Source organism: Natrarchaeobius halalkaliphilus, from assembly GCF_003841485.1.
GTDB lineage: Archaea > Halobacteriota > Halobacteria > Halobacteriales > Natrialbaceae > Natrarchaeobius > Natrarchaeobius halalkaliphilus.
Window position 1 is genome coordinate 304480 of the sequence record NZ_REFY01000003.1, and the last position, 18727, is coordinate 323206.

Here is an 18727-nt window from a genome sequence, read left to right on the forward strand (position 1 = left end):
TCCAGCTGTCAGGACGACTCGAGTCTGGTCACGGTGTGGATCTCGTCGTAGCGGACGCTGCCCTCGGTCAGGGGCTGTCCGTCGAGTTCGAGATATCCCGGATCGATGCCGGTGACTTCGCCCGTAATCGTCGGGCTATCGCTGCCGGTCCGCTCGGCCTCGCGTATCTCGACGGTGTCGCCAACGTCGACGTGCTCTTGAATCAGTTTCGCGGCTCGTTTCTGGTCGGCTTCCGGAGGAATCGTTAGTTCGGTCATCGTACGCCACCGGAGGGCCGCTACCCTCGTAATCGACGGCGCGTCAGGTGCCGGGCACTTTTGTGCGGTCCCGGTGATGGCGATCGACTGAACGGGATTAGGCCGGTAAAGAGAGGGTCGAATATAATTCGGAAGAGGATCGGGACTGAAACGTTTCGTATCAAGTAGAGTAACAAACTACTCCTCTCGATCCAGTACTGATTCCAGTCTGGAGTTCCGGTTCATAGTTGGAATATCGGATTCGATGAGTTTGGCACAGGCTTCGACGAAGTTGGTGTTTCCCATTCGTCCGCAGACTGTGTAGAGGTCATCATCAGTTTTGATGCAAATATCGATGACGTCGTGATTTTCGTGGCGGAAGAAGTTGCGCGTAGTTGCGACCCCGCCGATGATCAAGAAGATTGTAAAGATAACGATCACGTTCTGATCCGGTCCCGGGTCTGGATCAGCGAAGGCCAGTAAGTAAGCGAACGCAACCAGTACGAGTGTGAGAATACCGAAGAAGAACCCAAGGAAGCGGAATCGGTGAAGGGTCGTGTCTCGGTCGAATGTAACGTCGTTAATCTCGGAAATTGGAACGCTGATAGAGGACTCTTCATCATCTGTGGTGTACGTAATGGTGCTGTTATCCATACCGAACGTCCCGAGGTCATCGTCATCGATGACGTATTCATCTAGGTGAGCCTGACAAGTGAACTGCGACACTACTGATCTCGTGACTTTCAATCTATTTGATTTCTTTGGTGTCTCATCAATTCTATGAAATTCTCGTGAGGGATACGCGCCCTGTCTCTCGTACCGTCTTTCTAATTCCCATGGGAATCGACGGAATTCCCCAGGTCAGTTACTCCTCCCACTGCGTCGATATATACAGGAGTGCGATCAAACAGAGGATAACGATTACGAACAACGCCACCGTCATGGGCCGGAGTTCGATCATATCGGGCGTTCGGACGCGACGAGCAAGTCGGTACCGGTTTCGGGAGCGAAGCTCCCCGTCTTCACCTGCGAACACCGCTCTCTCTGTACCGCTCACCGTTGAACGGTCACAACGGTTTTTGTCCGAACCGCCCCAATTACGGACAGTGAAAGTCATCAAAGATAGCGTCCACGACCACATCCAGGTCAACGGCGTGGCACGCGACCTGATCGACACGCCGGCGCTCCAGCGGCTTCGACGGATCAGCCAGCTCGGCACCGTCTCGTTGGTCTATCCCTCGGCCAACCACACTCGCTTCGAACACAGCCTCGGCGTCTATCACCTCGCGTGCAACGCGCTCGAGGGACTCGCAGTCGAGGGTCAACGGGCCGAACGGGTTCAGGCGGCCGCCCTGCTCCACGACGTCGGCCACGGTCCGTTCAGCCACAATCTCGAGGAACTCACGTACCGGCGAACGGGACGATACCACGACGACGTTCACGATCTCCTGGCGGACGGCGAGGTCGGATCCGTGCTTCGCGACCACGACCTCGAGCCGGGGACGATCGCGGATCTCGTCGCCGGAGAGGGACGCTTCGGACAGATCGTGTCGGGCGAACTCGACGTCGATCGGATGGACTACCTCGTTCGAGACGCCCACCACACGGGCGTTCCGTACGGAACGATCGATCACGGTCGCCTGGTCCGAGAGCTCACGTTCGTCGACGGCGAACTCGTCCTCGGGGAGGGAAACGTCCAGTCGGCAGAGAGCCTCCTCGTCGCGCGGGCGCTGATGAATCCGACCGTTTATAGCCACAGCGTCGCCCGCATCGGCAAGGCGATGCTCCGGCGAGCGGCCGAACGCCTCCTCGAGTCGACCGATATCGATGCCGACCGTCTCCAGCGAATGGACGATTCGGACGTGATCGCCTCGTTGCGAGCAACCGAGGCGACCGCGGAGTTTTCGAGACGGCTGGATCACCGAGATCTCTACAAACGGGCCGTCTGGGCCGAAATGGACGACGTTCCGGGCGGTATCATCGAGGCCGATCACCGGACGATTCGAGAGTTCGAACGCGATATCGCCACCACCGCTGACGTCGATCCGGACTGCGTTATTCTCGACGTGCCGAGCCGGCCGTCGATGACCGAATCGACGTCTCGAGTGGTGGTCAACGGGGAGGTTCGGCGGCTCGAACAGCAGTCACCGCTGGTCGGGGCGCTCCGGGCAGCCCAGTACTCTCAGTGGCGACTGGGCGTCTATACGCCGCCCGAATTCCTCGAGAGCGTCGGACGTGCGGCGGTCTCGGTGCTCGGTCTGGACATCGACGGCGCGCTGGTAACCGAGGTTCGTGATGGACTCGATGCGACACTCGATCAGTTCATGGAATAAACGCAGTACGTCGCGATCCAGACTATGACATATTAGTGTTATTTTCATAAAAGAGTCCTACTCACATCATATACTAGATTATTATATTTCCAGATTCAATTAGAGTCCTGCAGCTCGTATGGACGACGAACTCTGTCGAACCGATCGCATCGTTAACAGTCACAACCGCCCTGCTCGAGCAGGTCGCGGACCGTATACTGCTGTTTGCAGTCCTTGCAGGTCACGGTGACGTTGACGAGGACGTCGAACTCCCCGACGTCGAGCACGTCGTTTCGATCGAGCTGGGCGACCGTATCCTCGGTTACTGCGGCGGTTCGGTTTCGAAGTGCACCGAGTTTGTCCCTGCTTCGCTCGAGTCGCTCTTCGTCGGAGGGGGACTCGAGTTCGGCCTCGAGACAGTTCGTCAGATGGTTGTAGACGGTCTGGTGGGAGACGAAATCGCCTTCAATGTCCTCGACCGGCACGGAATCGCGCTCGAGCTCCTTTCGCGTCTGGACGCGCGTTCCGCTGCTGACGTCGTCCCCCGTAAGCAGCCGGTAGGTGTTCTCTATTTCGCCGTCTCTGTACTGGAGGCCCGCATCGTCCAGGGCCGCCTGGAGGACGCGTTGATTCATGTGCTCTGCGAGCTCGCGGGTGCTGTAGCGTTCGTCGGTTCGATCGGTCCAGTAGCGAACGAGTTCGTCGTCGAGATTCGAGAGACCGTATCGCTGACCGATGCGACCGACTTTGCATCCACACGTCACGTTGGACTCGTCGGTAGTTGATTCGCTCACTACCGGTCGATAGTCGGGTTGTCCTCAAAAACGTTCCGGAGGTGTATCTATTTACACAAATACGTACGTAATGGGTTGCTCGTCACGATACGCGCTGGTTCGGCCACCCTCCCATAGTGATCCTTTTACGTCATGATCACGGATTAAGCAATTGCGGAGGTATATATCTAGACAGACATTAATGGGCGGTCGGACGGTATCCTTTCGCGCTCGGCTACGAGCGTTTCGATTTCCGTCGGCGTCCGGAGAGATGTGCCGCCGGTGCGTTTACGAGCGCGTCCGTCGATAGCTCCGATATGGAACTCTCAGACGAACAGGAGCTCGTTCGGGAGACGGTTCGGTCGTTCGTCGCGAACGAGGTAGCTCCCGCCGTCGGAGAGGCGGACGCAACCCAGACGTTTCCCGAAGGCGTCTGGGACGGACTGGCCGAGTTGGGGCTGACCGGGCTCTCGGTTTCGGACGCGTACGGGGGAGACGACGCCGGTGCGGTAACTCAGAGCATCGTCAACGAAGAACTCGCATACGGCCACCTCTCGGTGGCAACGGCACTGTCCGTCCACATCCTGGCGACCGCCTGTATCCGGGAGTTCGGCACGGAAGACCACCGCGAGGAGTGGCTCCCGAAGATGGCCGCCGGTCGACCGGTCGGCGCGTTCGCGCTGTCGGAAGCCGACGCCGGCTCGAATCCGGCGGAGATGAGTACGCAGGCCCGCCTCGAGGACGGAGAGTACGTCATCGACGGGCGGAAACAGTGGATCACGAACGGCCAGCGTGCCGGTGTCGTGATCCTCTTTGCGAAGACCGACCGCGACGACCCCGACACTGTCACGCAGTTTCTTGTTCCGACGGACGTCGACGGATTCTCCGTCGGCAAGAAAGAGGACAAGCTCGGATTGCGGGCCAGCGATACGACGTCGTTGATCTTCGACGGCGTTCGGATCCCGGAGGCTAACCGCCTGACAGACGTCGGTGCCGGTCTGAAAGCGGCGTTCTCGACGCTGACCGGCGGCCGAATCGCCATCGCGAGCCAGGCCGTCGGACTCGCACAGGCGGCACTGGATGACGCACTCGCCTACGCGAGCGAACGCGAGCAGTTCGGCCGGCCGATCGCTGACCATCAGGCGATCGCACACAAACTCGCGGAGATGGGAACCGACGTTCGGGCCGCGCGGCTGCTCACTCGAGACGCCGCCAGAAAGAACGACGGAGACGTCGATCCGATGGCCGCGAGCATGGCGAAGTATTTCGCGAGCGAGACGGCCGTCGACGTCACAAACGAGGCACTACAAGTTCACGGCGGCTACGGATACACGACGGCGTTCGACGTGGAGCGCTACTACCGCGACGCCAAGGTTACGACGATTTACGAGGGGACGTCCGAAATCCAAAAGAATATCATCGCACGGCACCTGACGGAGTGACGTCAACGGGGGCGTGTCCCGCTGTCGCCGTCGACTCGACTGCGGGAGGTTTCGGATGGATCATACACCAACGTCCGGCACACCGACCGGTCGGTCACGGTTCCACCGGAACCGACTGGTAGCGGTCGGTCTCTCTCCGCCGTTCGTCGGTTCGTCTCGCACGGAACAAGACTTTAGGACGCTGACAGCGATATCAGTGGCATGTTCGACCAGGACGACCTCGAGGGAATCCGGGACCACCGCGAGCGTTGGCGGACGAACACCCTCGAGCCGACGCTCGGCCGACACGGCGAGCGCAAAGACCGGTTCGCCACGGTTTCGAACCGCGAGGTCGGTCGCCTCTATACCCCCGAGGACGTCGCTGAGTTGGATTACGAGGAGGATCTCGGCTTCCCCGGCGAGCCGCCGTACACGCGGGGACCGTATCCGACGATGTATCGCGGACGTCTCTGGACGATGCGTCAGTTCGCCGGCTTTGGGACTGCAGAAGAGACAAACGAGCGGTTTCACTACCTCATCGACGAGGGACAGACAGGGCTATCGGTCGCCTTCGATATGCCGTCGCTGATGGGTATCGATTCGGACCACCAGATGAGCGAAGGGGAAGTCGGAACGGAGGGCGTCGCCGTCGACACGCTTCGGGACATGGAACTGCTTTTCGACGGAATCGATATCGGTGAGGTGTCGACGTCGTTTACGATCAATCCCTCCGCGCCGGTCATCTACGCGATGTATATCGCCCTGGCAGATCAACAGGGCGTTTCACGCGAGGAAATTAGAGGGACGCTCCAGAACGACATGCTCAAGGAGTTTATCGCCCAGAAAGAGTGGGTGATTCCGCCCGAACCGTCGCTCGCGGTCGTCACCGACACGGTCGAATTCGCCGCGGCGGAGACTCCGAAGTTCCATCCGGTCTCGGTTTCGGGCTATCACATCCGCGAGGCCGGTTCGACCGCCGCACAGGAGGCCGCTTTTACGCTCGCGGACGGCTTTGCGTACGTCGAGGATTGTCTCGATCGCGGCCTCGACATCGACGAGTTCGCACCGCTGCTTTCGTTTTTCTTTAACTCCCACAACTCGATCTTCGAGGAGATCGCGAAGTTTCGGGCCTCGCGTCGCGTCTACGCCCGCGTCATGGACGGGCGATACGGTGCCTCACAGCCTGAATCGAAGCGACTGAAGTTCCACACCCAGACCGCCGGCCAGTCCCTGACCGCCCAGCAGCCCCTGAACAACGTCGTTCGCGTCACAATCCAGGCGCTCGCGGGCGTCCTCGGGGGAACGCAATCCCTCCACACCAACAGCTTCGACGAGGCGCTTGCACTTCCCACCGAAGAGGCGGTCCGAGTCGCCCTCAGAACCCAACAGATCATCGCAGAGGAGTCCGGTGCGGCCGACATCGTCGACCCGATGGGCGGAAGCTTCGCGATCGAGGCGCTCACCGACGAGATGGATACCGAGATCGAACGCTACCTCAAGGAGATCGAGGAACTCGGGAACGGCTCGATTCGCGATGGCGTCCTCGAAGGGATCGAGCAGGGCTACTTCCAGCGCGAGATTCAGGACGCGAGCTACGAGTACCAGCGGCGGGTCGAACGCGGCGAGGAGGTCGTCGTGGGCGTCAACGAGTACACGATCGAAGAGGACACCGCGCCGGAGACCCACGAGATCGACGAGACGACCCGTGATCGACAGATAGAGCGCCTCGAGCGCGTCAAATCTGAACGCGACGGGGACGCCGTCGACGCGGCACTTTCGGCGCTGTCGAGTGCGATATCGACCGACGAAAACACGATGCCCTACATCGTGGATGCGGTGAAAGCGTACGCGACGATGGGCGAGATCATGGCGGAGTTCGAAGCGCACTTCGGCTCGTACCGAGAAGAACTCAGTCCCATCTAAAACCGGTTGGTGTCCATCGGGTGGCGTCGCTTTCTCCGATCCGTCAGGTTGTCCGGATGGCCGGCCCGGCGACCTTACACGTTCCGGGCAAGCGCCGAAGTGGGTGTACGTCGAACCGGCACTGTCGATCGCTTGCACGGCGGTCCGAGCGGTCGAGGACGGAACTACCCATGACCAACATCGGCTATCACGCCTCACACGAACAGTTCGCGCCGTCGAAACTCCTCGAGTTCGTAACGCTAGCTGACGAGTACGGGTTCGACGACGTGCTGGCGTCCGATCACTTCCATCCCTGGAGCGAGCGTCAGGGTGAGTCGGGATTCGTCTGGTCCTGGCTCGGTTCGGCAATGGAAGCGACCACGATGACCTTCGGAACCGTCAACGCACCGGGCTATCGTTACCATCCCGCGATCGTCGCACAGGCCGCGGCGACGCTTCGGGAAACGTATCCGGAACGCTTCTGGCTCGCCGTCGGGAGCGGCCAGTTGCTCAACGAAGGTATTACGGGCGGAAACTGGCCCACCAAGGCGGACCGAAACGAGCGCCTCGAGGAATCCGCACGGGTAATCCGTCGCCTCTGGGACGGCGAGGACGTCACGCACGACGGTCGAATCGACGTCGAACGGGCGACGCTCTATACGCGACCCGAAACGTCCCCCCCGCTGGTCGGTGCGGCGCTCTCCGAGGAGACCGCAGGCTGGCTCGGCGCTTGCGAGTGGACCGACGGACTGATCACGATCGCGACGCCGGATCACGAGGGCCTCGAGCGGCGGATCGACGCGTTTCGAGAGAACGCACCGGACGAACCGGTCTTCCTCAAGGTTCAGCTCTCGTATGCGACGGACGAGGAGACCGCACTCGATGGAGCCTACGACCAGTGGCGAACGAACTGCATCCCCGGCTCCGTGACCCAGGAACTCCGGACCCCCGAGCAGTACGACGAGTTAGCCGAGAGGACAAGCCGGGAACACGTAAGAGAGAACGTTCGCGTCTCGGCCGATCTCGATCGTCACCTCGAGTGGCTCCACGAGGATCTCTCCCTCGACGTCGACAAGCTGGTGTTACACAACGTCAACCGCGAACAGACGCGCTTCGTCGAAGACTTCGGTGAGACGGTGATCCCGGCGCTCGAGTGACCTCGTATCGAAAGCGTCCGGTCGCTTTGAGACCGCCGCGTCGTTCTCAGGCCTGCGGTATCGTTCTCAGGCCTGTGGCGTCGGTCTCGGATCCGATCTCGAAGATCTCCTCGAACAGGCTGTCCGCGAGCCGATCGAGGTTCGCTTCGGCGTCGGCCGCATCCATCGAGTCGCTGACGCCGTGCCACTCGACCGAGAGCCGCGCGATTGGAACCACGGCGACGCCGCCGATGGTGACCGTTCCCGCCGTCGTCCTGATCGTCCACTCGGTTCGCATGCCTCCGGACGATCGCGTGACCGACTCGATCTCCCCGCCCGCTTCGACCCATCGTTCGACGAGTCCGTCGGTGATTCGTCGGAGCTTACGCTGGCCGAGGGCGTGAACGACGAGGCCACCCCCGGCGAGGATCCCGAACGCGACGAGCGCGAACGCGATCCCACCGTAGGGGACGTTCAACGACGCCGCAAGGGCCGCTATCACTCCAACGAACCCCAGGATTCGAAGATCGAACGCGTTCGGAACCGTCCCGTTCCAGTCGGTTTCTCCGGTCTGCTGCTCGAGTTGCACGTGCCGCTTTCGGGGTGACCTCCGGGTAGTCGTTGGCCTGTTCACGTGTGGCCTTTATCCGTGATGAGGTCCGGAGCCGATCCGCGGTCACTCGCCCTCGAGCAACTCGTCGTCTCCGTGTCTCGAACGGAGTTTCGCCAGGGATTCGCGCTGGGCCTCGAGTCGTGGCGTCGGGTCGTCGTAGACGTGCTCGAACAGTTCCTGTGGATCGGGATCGACGGACTCTGCGCGTTCGATCAGTTGCTCTATAGTGTCGTCGATCTCGGTTTCGATCGTTTCGATCCGATCCGCGTCGAGCAGTCCGCGATCTTCGAGGTAGGCCTCGAAGCGGTCGATCGGATCGCGCTCGCGCCAGCGTTCGACCGCGTCGTCGTCGCGATAGACGGACGGATCGTCGGCGGTCGTGTGAGCGCCAAAGCGGTACTGGACCGCCTCGATCAGCGTCGGGCGTGGGTTCTCCGACTCCGAATCGAGCGCCTTCGCTCGAGCCGCCGCCGTGACGACGTACGTCGCCAGCGGATCCATGCCGTCGACCTGTACCCCATCGAAGCCGTAGGCCGACGCCTTCTGAGCGAACGTATCGCTCGCAGTCTGGCGATCCTGTGGCATCGATATCGCCCACTGATTGTTGTTACAGAAAAAGAGCGTGGGTGTGTCGAAGACGCCGGCGATGTTCATCGCCTCGTGGAAGTCCCCCTCGGAGGTCGAGCCTTCCCCGAAGTGGACGACGGTCACGGCCTCGTCGTCGTTCAACTTTTCCGCCCACGACCAGCCGACCGCGTGGGGAATGTGGGCTCCGATCGAGATGTTGAGCGGAAAGACGCTGACGTCGGCCAGCGCCGCGTTTCCGTCCTCGTGGCCCATCCAGTACAGCAGATACTCCCAGGGCAGCCCTCGAGCCACGACGGCTCCGTGCTCCCGGTACTGATACGAGATCATATCGTCCCCGGTCAGTGCGTAGGTGGACCCGATCTGTGATCCTTCCTGACCGGCAAGCGACGCGTACGTCCCCATCCGTCCCTGTCGCTGCAGGCTGATCATCCGTTCGTCGAAGCGTCGAGAGAACCGCATATCCCGATACATCGACCGAAGCGTCTCGTCCTCGAGATTCGGCTCGAGTTCGGATGCAACGACGGTCCCATCGGCGTCGAGTACACGAACGCAGTCGTCGGGTTCCCACTCGAGGAGGTCGTACTCGAGCACGTCCCGTGTCATGACACTACCGTAGGGCTCGTGACACATATACTGATCGTCTCGTGAGACGACGACGAACGATGAATAGATATCTGAATACTGCTATATATCCAAACGTACCAGAATTCGAATTAATCAGCCTGGAGAGAATCCACGGGATCGACGTAAGAACAATTCGGGCGTACTGAGAGAGATCCGACGACGTCAGTCGAGGGCCAGACGACGGCCGTTATCCGCGTGCAATCGGCTCCAGAGGGACTGATCCGGCTGCGGACGCGCTCTCGTTCTGGCTGTAGGTCTCCTCGATGACGTAGCGCTGGCCGAGCATGGGGTCGAGCAGTCCGTCAACACCGCCACGGTCGTCTCGGAGAACCGGTGCGTCGTCGGTTTCGAGTTCGGATCCGGGGCCGGCCATGTAGTTGTCCACCGCCTCCTCGAGATCGACTTCGAGCGTTCGCGCATCGTTTCGTTCGGCCAGGTCGGCCTGCGTGAAGCCGGTTTCGTCGTTCGTCGCGACGAGCTGGACGTTCTGGACGGCACTCGAGTCCGACGTTCGAAAGCTGTAGACGTCCGGAAAGACGGTCTCCATCGTTCTGTACTGGGCGTGGTAGAACTCCGATCCAGCTCCGCTGGGAGAGGAGACGACGTTGGCGTGAAGGATTCCGTCGTCGCTCAACCGGTCGGAGACGAGCTCCATGAACTCGACGGTCGTCAGATGAAACGGAACCTGGTCGTGCTTGTAGGCGTCGAGGACGATCAGATCGTACGGCTCGTCTGTCGACTGGAGGAACTGGCGACCGTCCGCTGCGTGCACGTCTAGCTCATCGGTCGTTTCGAGGCCGAAGTACTCCTCTGCGGCGGCGGTCACCTCTGTATCGATCTCGACGACATCGACGGTGACGTCGTACCGTTCCTCGAAGTCTTGGGGACCGGTGTATCCGCCGCCGCCGACGAACAACACCCTCTCGACGTCGTCTTCGTCCGCTGCCATGAGCATCGGCAGATGGAAGTACTTCGTGTAGGCAAACACGTGTCGATCGGGGTTCTCGAGATCTATCGCGCTGTGTCGAGAGCCGTCGAGGTACATCGTTCGAACGTCGCCGTCGTCGACGATCTCGAGTTGCTGGTGCGGGGTTCCGGTCTCGTGGACGACGTCCCCTCGATAGTCGAACGCGACGGGACCGCTGCCCGCGGCGACGACGAGCAACAGCGCGACGAACACGCTGGCAACTACGGATTTTCGTGACACCGATGGGAGCGTGAGGCCGACGGCCGTCGCGACCAACAGTAATCCGAAGATGAGTCCGATCTCTTCGATGGTCAGCGCGGGGATGAGAACGAACGTCGTCCCGGCGGAGCCGACGATGCTGCCGATCGTTCCGAGCGCGTAGACGTGACCCGACGCTTCGCCAGTTCCCTGTTTGCTCGAGAGTTCGGCGGCGTACGGGCTGATGAACCCGAGTAGATAGGTAGGCGGACCGAAGAGTGCGACGACTGCGGGGAGCGACGCGTACCGCGGTGGAAGCGCGAGCGTCGACGTCTGAGCGAGCAAGAGATCGCTCGCGTAGACGACCACCGCGACGTAGACCGCCGTCGCGAGCATTATCCATCCCATCTGGCGATCCGTCGCGCCGGCGGCTCGTTTCCCACCCTGCCAGTAACCCAGACTCAATGCGATGAGAAAGACGGTGAGGATGCCCCCGACCGTGTAGATGTGGCTTCCGAACTGCGGTGCCACGATTCGAACGGCCAGAATCTCGAGACCCATACTGGTGATCCCGGAGACGAATACCGCGATTTCCGGCTTCGTTGGTCGGTACGACACGAGCGACCGTCCGTCCATACCGTGACCAACCGTCGCCCGGTTGAGTACCTGTCGACTCACCGTGTACAGTTCATACGACAGTACGGATCTGACCTAACTGAGCCTATATATCTAAATTTTTTCTATCAAATATATATTTCAAATCTGGCTCTATCGTTCTGGTTGGGAGACGACTTCCCGCGGATCGCGTCACCACCGACGGACCGGACAGACGTCTGGATGATTCGCCCCCACTTTACGAATGTACGCTTGTATATCCTGGCACCGTAGTACCACTCAAGTCGGGAAAATCGGTGTGTTGTGAGTTCGCTATCCCATCGGGACCGGACCAATTCCTGGTCACAGAGCGGATCGGTTTCCCATATTGGGAATAAGCTCAAACTGATCGACCCGTTTTCTTCGGTGTCCTGGAACGACTCGAAACCGTTTCAGTCTCATCTCCCGCTATCATAGCAGTGATTTCCGTTCTAAACCGTGTTCGACTTCGTGAACGATAGGATCTATCGCTATCGACGAGGTGCTATCCCCACTTTGAGGAATCGTATCTGGCGGTATTTTCGAGAAAGTTATCCGATTGGTCGAAAGAATCACGGATAGGTACTCGATAAATATTTTCATCTCCTAACTAGTAAAATATTCCTATCCGTATTCGAACTCGATCGGTATAGTTCCAAAGTAGACATTTTTTGGCGGTGTGTTCCCCATATTGGGACACAAACTACGGGCGGGAACGGAAACGTGGCGGCGAAGATGATACGGAACGATATCACCGATGGAGCTTACGTCGCGGCGAAGGGACCGCGCATACGTCGCTGATCCAGTCGAGACTCTCGGATCGAGAAGGCATCTCTGAATATCGATGCTCTCTCGACGGTCCGGTAAAAAATTAGTATCTGGGTTGGACGGATTACTTTGGTATCGTGTTCACCGTCTCCTCGTCGTAGAGCACACACCGAGCCTGTTGGCCTGCCTCCGTGGGATACATCGCTGGCTCCTCGGCGGTACACTCGTCCATCGCTTCAGGGCAGCGAGGCGCGAACCGACAGCCGGACGGCAGGTTCACCGGGTCAGGGATCTCTCCCTGTAACTCGACGGATTCACGTCTATCGTCCGGATCGACGGTCGGAGTGGAGCCGACCAGCGCCTTGGTGTAGGGATGTTGTGGATCGTTAATGACTTCGGTTGCTGATCCGACTTCGACGAGTTTTCCGAGGTACATGATACCAATTCTGTCACACATATGCTTCAACAGCGAGAGGTCGTGACTAATGTAGAGAATCGAGATTCCGAGTTCCTCTTGCAACCGGTCGAGTAGATCGAGGATGCTCGCTCTGACGCTCACGTCGAGCATACTCGCCGGTTCGTCGGCCAGGATGAACGATGGCTCAAGAATAATCGCTCGAGCGATACTCACACGCTGTCGTTCACCGCCGCTGAGCTCGGAGGGATACTCGTGCATGTACGCCTCTGGAGGATTCAGCCCGACGCTTTCGATCGTCTCGATGACCGTCTCCTCTCGCTCCTCTGCAGTGCCGATTTCGTGGACGTCCAGTGGTTCTTTGATCCAGTCGAAGACGCGGTACCGTGGATTGATCGACTCGTACGGGTTCTGTTGGATGATCTGTGCCTCGGTCCGAAAGTCCATTTCGTCGCGAACATCCGGGTCCGTCACGTCGCGGCCGTCGAAGCGGACCGATCCCGACGTCGGCTCCAGGAGGTGAAGAAGGGATTTCCCACACGTCGTTTTCCCGCACCCACTCTCGCCAGCCAGTCCGAATGACTCTCCCTCCGCGATGTCGAAGGAGACACCGTCGACGGCCTTTACGTACTCGACCTCACCCCACCCGAAAAGGCGAGTGAACAGGTCTTCGTTCGACTTGAAGTGTTTCTTGAGGTCGGTGACTTCGATTTTTGGATCAATCATTGGCTTCCTCCACCTGTAGGGCCGCATCGGTTTCGTCGTCCATCCAGGTCTCTTTTTGCTTTGCTTTCTCGGTCAACAGTTCCTGTTCGTCCGCTCTGTGGCACTCGACGATGTGGCCGTCGTCGTACTCCGTCGGCTCCGGCGTGACGTCCCAGCACTCGTCTGTGGCGAACGGACAGCGTGGTGCAAAGCCACACCCCTCCTCGAGATCGACGAGGTCCGGCGGCGTTCCGGGGATGGATATCAGGTCCTGATCGTCCTCTTCGATATCCGGGAAGGCGTTTCGAAGTCCCAGGGTGTAAGGGTGGCGGGGCTCTTTGATGATCGTCCCGACATCGGCGTGTTCGACGACACGCCCGCCGTACATCACGGCGATATCATCACAGATGTCGGAGACGACGGAGATGTCGTGCGTGATGAGGATGATGCTACTCTGGAACTCGGTCTGTAAGTCCCTGAGCGTCTGGAGAATCCGATCCTGAATCACGACGTCCAGTGCGGTCGTCGGCTCGTCAGCGATAATAAGGGATGGATCCAGACACAGCGCGAGTGCGATCATCGCTCGCTGGGCCATTCCACCCGAGAACTGGTGTGGGTAGTCGTCGATCCGGCCTGGATCGATACCGAGCTGTTCGAACAGCTCTCTCGCTCGTTCTCGAGCGTCGGCCTTCGAGACGTCTTCGTGCGTTCGGATCGCTTGAACGATCTGGTCACCGACCGTGTAGACCGGATCGAAACCGTTCATCGCGTTCTGGGGAACCATCGATATTTCGTCCCATCGCATCTCCTTTCGGAACGCTCTGTCGCTGAGTTCCGTCAGGTCGGTCCCCTTGTAGTCGATCTCGCCTTCGGGGACGTGACCGTTTTTCGCCAGCAAGCGAATAATCGCTTTGGCGAGCGTCGATTTCCCCGAACCGCTTTCACCGATCAGCCCCAGTATCTTGTCCTCCTCTAGGGAGATACTGACGCCGTTGACGGCTTTTACGGAGCCTCCATCCTCCATCTCGTACTCTACGTGCAGGTCAGTTAGTTCTAACATTGGTATCAGTGGCGAATTTCTGGGTTGGTTATCTCCTCTAGGGTCCGACCGATGAAGAACACCGATGAGACGAGCAACATGATGCACACTCCCGCGGGAAGAACCCACCACCAGGCCTCACGAATCGCTCCGTGCGTGTACGCCTGATACATCATTCGACCCCAGGAGTAGACGTTCGGATCACCGAATCCGAGGAACGCGATGCTCGCCTCGTACATGATCGCGTACGCGACTGCAAACGCCATATACAGCACGGTTAGTGGAAGAACGTTCGGGAATACGTGGCGATAGAGGATGCGAAAGTCGCTTGCTCCGATCGCGTTCGCTGATTCGACGTACGGCCGTTGTTTCTGCGTGAGTACTTCGGATCGAACGACTCGTGCCGAGTCCCGCCAGAGGATCGCGGCGATGACCAGCATGATGTTGACGATGTTCGCACCGAAGATGAACACGAGAACGATCACGAACGGCAAGAACGGAAGGCCGTACGCGATGTCGACGATTCTCATCAGCAGGTCGTCGACCCAGCCACCGTAATACGCACTGAGTAGTCCGACGTTCGTTCCGATGAAAACGGCGATGAACGCCGCCAGGAATCCCACGAAGACGGAGACTCGAGAACTGATCAATACCTGTGAAAGGATATCCTGTCCGTGGTGTGTGGTTCCGAGAAGGTGGTCCGCAGACGGCCCGTCCAAACGTGCGAGCGATCCGTCACTTCGACGGTGGCGTTCACCGGGGTTGTACGGCGCGAGAATCGGCGCAAAGACGGCGACGAAGATGAACGCGGTAAGCACGACGAGACCGAACTGTCCGAGGCGGTCCGACCGATACAGTTCGAACGCGGTCCGGAGGCCGTCTTTGAGTTGGCTGATCGCGCGGCTCGACGAGAGCCTCGATTCGACAGCAGTCGGGAGATGGTCTTTGACACTCATGTTAATCGTACCTCACTCGCGGGTCCAGATAGACGTACGCAAGGTCTGCGACGAAGTTCATCCATATCACGATGCTCCCCATCAGGAAGAAAATCGCCTGTGCGAGCGGATAATCGTTGTACGTCACGGATTCGACCATTTCGCGACCCATGCCTGGCCAGCTAAAGACGGTCTCGATGACCAGCGATCCGCCGATCGACATGCCAACGACCAGCGCAACGACGGTCGTCATGGGGAGAATCGAGTTCCGAGCGGCGTGTTTGTACAGGATGATGTACTCCGGAATCCCTTCCGCTCGCTTTATCTGTATGAAGTCGGAGTTCAGGACGTTGATCATGCTGCTTCGCATGAGCAGCGTCGGCGTCGCCATGTAGTAAATCACGCCGGTCAAGACGGGAAGGACGAGGTGGTGGGCGACACCCCAGTTGACGTATCGTCCGAGGAAGCTTTCGTATTCCATTCCCGGCGGTCGAATTCCACCGGACGGGAACCACCCCAGATAGAACGTAAACACCATCAATGTGAGAATACCGATCCAGAACTCCGGTGACGAGCGGGCCACGAGCGTGACGATGATACCCGCCTTTTCCTTGCGAGTTCCTCGCACCCAGCCGATGAAGGCACCGACGGTGACGCCGATAACGTACGCGATCGAAAAGGCAAGTCCCATCAGGATAATCGTATTGAAGAATCGAACGACGAGAACGTCCCAGACGGGGACCCCGTGTCGAAATGACTGACCCAGGTCTCCAGTGAGATACTGGGCCATGTACTCGACGTACTGAATGTGTAAGGGTTGGTCCAGCCCGTGACGGGCCAGTATTTCCTGGCGTTCTTGGGCGCTCAACCCTTCCTGAAGGTACATGGACGTCGGATCTCCTGGTGCGAGCCGAAACACGACGAACAGGAGTGTGAGAAACGCCCAGTACGTGACGATTAGTTGACCAATACGGCGAACGACATACTTTTTAAGACTCATTATTGTGCTCGTATTTTCCGTTCTGAGTAACTCGGTTTCTGTAGGTAGCGGCCATCTTTCACGCGTCTCGCTCGGATAGCGAGGAATTCAGTAGACTGCATTGTATTCCCACACCATATGCGTTTCTAAATCAATCCACTTATACTATGCGCCTTGTCCCGACTGACGTGCACAGACAACACGCTGGACTGTCCGATCAGGCCTGTTCGAATCCGGGACCGCACTGCCTCTGGTAGCCACTGGAAGTCGGTAAATATTCGACAGAACGACGACCCCCTCATACGGTTTACTGTAAATCATTGCCGGCGCACCCGTCGCCCGGGTCGCGGATGCGCCGGTAAATCGTTACAGTAATCCGTATCACTCGCTATCGATCGAGCCGAACTCAGCGACTGCGTGTTCCAACGCGCGATCCCATTCGCCGGTCCGACGTGGCTCGTAATACGCGAACTCGATCCGTTCGTCGATGATCTCGCGGCCCTCGCTGTAGGACGCGATCTCGTCGGCCGCGTTCATCTGCGAGAGGAGATTTCCGATCGCCGTCGCTTCGACAGGACCGGCCTCGACCCGAAAGCCAGTTGCCGACGCCACCATCTGACAGAACAGCTCGTTTTCGACGCCACCCCCGACCAGGTGGAGTCGATCCGTGTACGTTTCTGACGCAGCCATCAGCTGTTCGAGCGTTATTGCAGTCCTGATGGCGAGGCTCTCTAGCAAACAGCGAGTCACCTCGCCTTCGGACTCCGGGATCGGTTGCTCCGTCTCGGTACAGTACGTTCGGATCGCCTCGATGACGTTCCCCGTCGACTGTGCTTCGAAAAACAGGGGATCGGCCGTATCGACGATCGATCGGAACGACTCACTATCGCGTGCGTGCTCGATCAGTTCGTCGTAGGCGTGGCGGCCTCCCTCCTCTCGCCACGTATCGCGGCAGTGCTCGAGGAGGCTAAACCCCGGGAGATTGCGCAGGTAGCGGATGCGTCCGTCGACGCTCAGCTCGTTCGAAGAGGGGACGTCGAACGCGGCGTCGTTGATCACCGGCTCCTCGAGTTCGAGGCCCGGGATAAACCACGAGCCGGTACAGAGAAAGCCGGGGCTCTCGGGAGTGAAAGGGATCGCCGCCATCGCCGCGGCCGTATCGTGGCTGGGAGCGAGAAGGATATCGACGTCGTCCGAAATCGACTCCGACAGTGACGGATCGACCGTCCCCACGTTCGTCCCGGCTTCGACAGGAGTCGGGAGCACGTCGATCGGAAGATCGAGTTCCGACAATAGCTCGGTTGCCCACTCCCGAGTTCGAATGTCCATCATTCGAAACGTCACGCCAAAGCTCGTTTCACACGTCGGCTTCGCACCTAATTCGTACGAGAGGAGCTGTGGGAGCGCTACCAACGTGTCCGCGCGTTCGAACAACTCCGGATGGGTCTGGTACTGATAGTAGTACGAACTCGGCAGGCCGTTATGTCCGGTCGATGAAAAGATATCCCTCCGAGCAACCGTCTCGAGCAACTCTTCGTCTTTCGAGTACAGCGACTGATCGAGGTAACAGTAGGGATTCGCGAGGAGTTCCCCGTCCTCGAGCAGTCCGAAGTCACACGCCGTCGTATCGATCGCGAGTGAGTCGATCGACTCGCCATCCGCAACCACCGCCTCCAGCCCGGCCCGGATCTCCTGAGTCAGGTATTCGATATCCCAGACGAGCCGTCCGTCTTCGGTTTTCATGTTCGTTTCGAACCGGTGTGCTTCTTCGATTTCGACTCCCTCGTCGACCGTCCCATAGTATACCTTCCCAGAACTGGATCCGATATCGACTGCGACACGGACAGACATGGCTGGTTCCATGAACACCAGTAGTATAACTATTCGCATTACCCGCCGGTGCTCGGACCGTCTGATTGGCCTATTCGAAGATGGTCACCTGGACCGTCCTCGTCGATGGACCGTCCGTATCGAAACAGAGAACGTCCTCCCAGTTACCGAACCGGAGCGCCCCGTCCTCGAGTACGACGAAAACGGGCGTGTGGAGCATCGAACAGACGATGTGGGCGTGTGCGTTCAGCTGCGTCTCCGTCGCAACGTGGTGGCGATCGTGTAGATAGCCGTCCTCCGGGGGGACCAGTTCCTCGAAGTAACCGATAATGTCCTCTGTGAGGCGCTTTTCGTACTCGTTGGTGAAGAGCGCAACCGTGGTGTGTGGAGTCGAGACGAACACCAATCCGTTTTCAGCGCCCGACTCGGCCACTGCCTCCTCGACCAGATCCGTGATCGCCGTCAGTTCCCATCGATCCGTACTCGTCACCTCGAACGCGTGACTCTCGATTTCCATTGACTAAACCATCATACGGCCGGCTAATAAATGACGCGGGTCTCCGTCCCGGCGTGATCTCGAGGAAACGAAACGGTATCGGAGCGACGTCGGTCGCTCTATCCACGGAACTATTATGTAGCTAGTCTACAAACGG

At 59.2% G+C, this 18727-nt stretch carries 16 protein-coding genes; 4 read left to right on the forward strand and 12 right to left on the reverse strand.

What is annotated here, in order from left to right; translation table 11 throughout:
• Positions 1 to 8: 8 nt before the first annotated feature.
• Both EA462_RS08470 and EA462_RS08475 read right to left on the reverse strand, forming a co-directional pair.
• Positions 9 to 257, reverse strand: coding sequence for a hypothetical protein (locus tag EA462_RS08470; protein ID WP_124178132.1), 249 nt, complete (start codon positions 255 to 257; stop codon positions 9 to 11).
• A 177-nt stretch (positions 258 to 434) separates the two neighbouring features.
• Entirely contained in the window at positions 435 to 962 is a 528-nt protein-coding gene (locus EA462_RS08475) for a hypothetical protein (protein WP_124178133.1), read from the reverse strand.
• Between the two features lie 380 nt (positions 963 to 1342).
• Between EA462_RS08475 and EA462_RS08485 the strand changes: the two genes are divergently transcribed.
• Positions 1343 to 2569 (forward strand): HD domain-containing protein, encoded by a 1227-nt coding sequence (locus EA462_RS08485; protein ID WP_124178135.1) that lies wholly within the window; start codon positions 1343 to 1345, stop codon positions 2567 to 2569.
• Between the two features lie 152 nt (positions 2570 to 2721).
• Here the strand turns inward: EA462_RS08485 and rdfA are convergent, their stop codons facing one another.
• Positions 2722 to 3342, reverse strand: a complete 621-nt coding sequence (rdfA, locus tag EA462_RS08490) for a rod-determining factor RdfA (protein ID WP_124178136.1) — start codon at positions 3340 to 3342, stop codon at positions 2722 to 2724.
• Between the two features lie 296 nt (positions 3343 to 3638).
• Here rdfA and EA462_RS08495 point away from each other — a divergent pair, with 296 nt between their 5' ends.
• The 3 genes from EA462_RS08495 to EA462_RS08505 all read left to right on the forward strand — a co-directional run bounded on the left by EA462_RS08495 (position 3639) and on the right by EA462_RS08505 (position 7801).
• The gene (locus EA462_RS08495) at positions 3639 to 4763 is read left to right on the forward strand and encodes an acyl-CoA dehydrogenase family protein (protein ID WP_124178137.1); all 1125 of its coding nucleotides are present in this window, start codon (positions 3639 to 3641) and stop codon (positions 4761 to 4763) included.
• Positions 4764 to 4964: 201 nt separating this feature from the next.
• Positions 4965 to 6665 carry an acyl-CoA mutase large subunit family protein gene (locus EA462_RS08500; protein ID WP_124178138.1) on the forward strand — a complete coding sequence of 567 codons (1701 nt, stop codon included), beginning with the start codon at positions 4965 to 4967 and terminating at the stop codon, positions 6663 to 6665.
• A 170-nt stretch (positions 6666 to 6835) separates the two neighbouring features.
• The gene (locus EA462_RS08505; RefSeq protein WP_124178139.1) at positions 6836 to 7801 is read left to right on the forward strand and encodes a TIGR03885 family FMN-dependent LLM class oxidoreductase; all 966 of its coding nucleotides are present in this window, start codon (positions 6836 to 6838) and stop codon (positions 7799 to 7801) included.
• Between the two features lie 46 nt (positions 7802 to 7847).
• On the opposite strand, the gene EA462_RS08510 is transcribed toward EA462_RS08505, so the two are convergent.
• The 9 genes from EA462_RS08510 to EA462_RS08550 all read right to left on the reverse strand — a co-directional run bounded on the left by EA462_RS08510 (position 7848) and on the right by EA462_RS08550 (position 18591).
• On the reverse strand, positions 7848 to 8369 hold the full coding sequence (locus EA462_RS08510; protein ID WP_124178140.1) for a hypothetical protein: 522 nt from the start codon (positions 8367 to 8369) through the stop codon (positions 7848 to 7850).
• A gap of 87 nt (positions 8370 to 8456) precedes the next feature.
• On the reverse strand, positions 8457 to 9584 hold the full coding sequence (gene pdhA / locus EA462_RS08515) for a pyruvate dehydrogenase (acetyl-transferring) E1 component subunit alpha (RefSeq protein ID WP_124178141.1): 1128 nt from the start codon (positions 9582 to 9584) through the stop codon (positions 8457 to 8459).
• 208 nt (positions 9585 to 9792) lie between these two features.
• Positions 9793 to 11406, reverse strand: coding sequence for a spermidine synthase (locus EA462_RS08520; protein ID WP_124178142.1), 1614 nt, complete (start codon positions 11404 to 11406; stop codon positions 9793 to 9795).
• Between the two features lie 889 nt (positions 11407 to 12295).
• Positions 12296 to 13312: an ABC transporter ATP-binding protein gene (locus tag EA462_RS08525; RefSeq protein WP_243641386.1), complete on the reverse strand. Its 1017-nt coding sequence runs from the start codon at positions 13310 to 13312 to the stop codon at positions 12296 to 12298.
• Entirely contained in the window at positions 13305 to 14357 is a 1053-nt protein-coding gene (locus tag EA462_RS08530) for an ABC transporter ATP-binding protein (RefSeq protein ID WP_394341820.1), read from the reverse strand. Before EA462_RS08530 ends, EA462_RS08525 begins: the two co-directional genes overlap by 8 nt.
• Positions 14357 to 15286 carry an ABC transporter permease gene (locus EA462_RS08535; RefSeq protein WP_124178145.1) on the reverse strand — a complete coding sequence of 310 codons (930 nt, stop codon included), beginning with the start codon at positions 15284 to 15286 and terminating at the stop codon, positions 14357 to 14359. Before EA462_RS08535 ends, EA462_RS08530 begins: the two co-directional genes overlap by 1 nt.
• A gap of 1 nt (position 15287) precedes the next feature.
• Positions 15288 to 16265 (reverse strand): ABC transporter permease, encoded by a 978-nt coding sequence (locus EA462_RS08540; RefSeq protein ID WP_124178146.1) that lies wholly within the window; start codon positions 16263 to 16265, stop codon positions 15288 to 15290.
• A 360-nt stretch (positions 16266 to 16625) separates the two neighbouring features.
• Entirely contained in the window at positions 16626 to 18095 is a 1470-nt protein-coding gene (locus EA462_RS08545; protein ID WP_165872036.1) for a rhamnulokinase, read from the reverse strand.
• Between the two features lie 70 nt (positions 18096 to 18165).
• Positions 18166 to 18591 carry a secondary thiamine-phosphate synthase enzyme YjbQ gene (locus EA462_RS08550; RefSeq protein WP_124178148.1) on the reverse strand — a complete coding sequence of 142 codons (426 nt, stop codon included), beginning with the start codon at positions 18589 to 18591 and terminating at the stop codon, positions 18166 to 18168.
• Between the last annotated feature and the right edge of the window lie 136 nt (positions 18592 to 18727).

What these genes read in the sequence shown, in the direction of transcription:
- EA462_RS08470 (WP_124178132.1), bottom strand. Translation starts at nt 257, where the DNA reads ATGACCGAACTAACGATTCCTCCGGAAGCCGACCAGAAACGAGCCGCG.
- EA462_RS08495 (WP_124178137.1), top strand. Translation starts at nt 3,639, where the DNA reads ATGGAACTCTCAGACGAACAGGAGCTCGTTCGGGAGACGGTTCGGTCG.
- EA462_RS08500 (WP_124178138.1), top strand. Translation starts at nt 4,965, where the DNA reads ATGTTCGACCAGGACGACCTCGAGGGAATCCGGGACCACCGCGAGCGT.
- EA462_RS08505 (WP_124178139.1), top strand. Translation starts at nt 6,836, where the DNA reads ATGACCAACATCGGCTATCACGCCTCACACGAACAGTTCGCGCCGTCG.
- pdhA (WP_124178141.1), bottom strand. Translation starts at nt 9,584, where the DNA reads ATGACACGGGACGTGCTCGAGTACGACCTCCTCGAGTGGGAACCCGAC.
- EA462_RS08520 (WP_124178142.1), bottom strand. Translation starts at nt 11,406, where the DNA reads ATGGACGGACGGTCGCTCGTGTCGTACCGACCAACGAAGCCGGAAATC.
- EA462_RS08525 (WP_243641386.1), bottom strand. Translation starts at nt 13,312, where the DNA reads ATGATTGATCCAAAAATCGAAGTCACCGACCTCAAGAAACACTTCAAG.
- EA462_RS08535 (WP_124178145.1), bottom strand. Translation starts at nt 15,286, where the DNA reads ATGAGTGTCAAAGACCATCTCCCGACTGCTGTCGAATCGAGGCTCTCG.
- EA462_RS08540 (WP_124178146.1), bottom strand. Translation starts at nt 16,265, where the DNA reads ATGAGTCTTAAAAAGTATGTCGTTCGCCGTATTGGTCAACTAATCGTC.
- EA462_RS08545 (WP_165872036.1), bottom strand. Translation starts at nt 18,095, where the DNA reads ATGTCTGTCCGTGTCGCAGTCGATATCGGATCCAGTTCTGGGAAGGTA.
- EA462_RS08550 (WP_124178148.1), bottom strand. Translation starts at nt 18,591, where the DNA reads ATGGAAATCGAGAGTCACGCGTTCGAGGTGACGAGTACGGATCGATGG.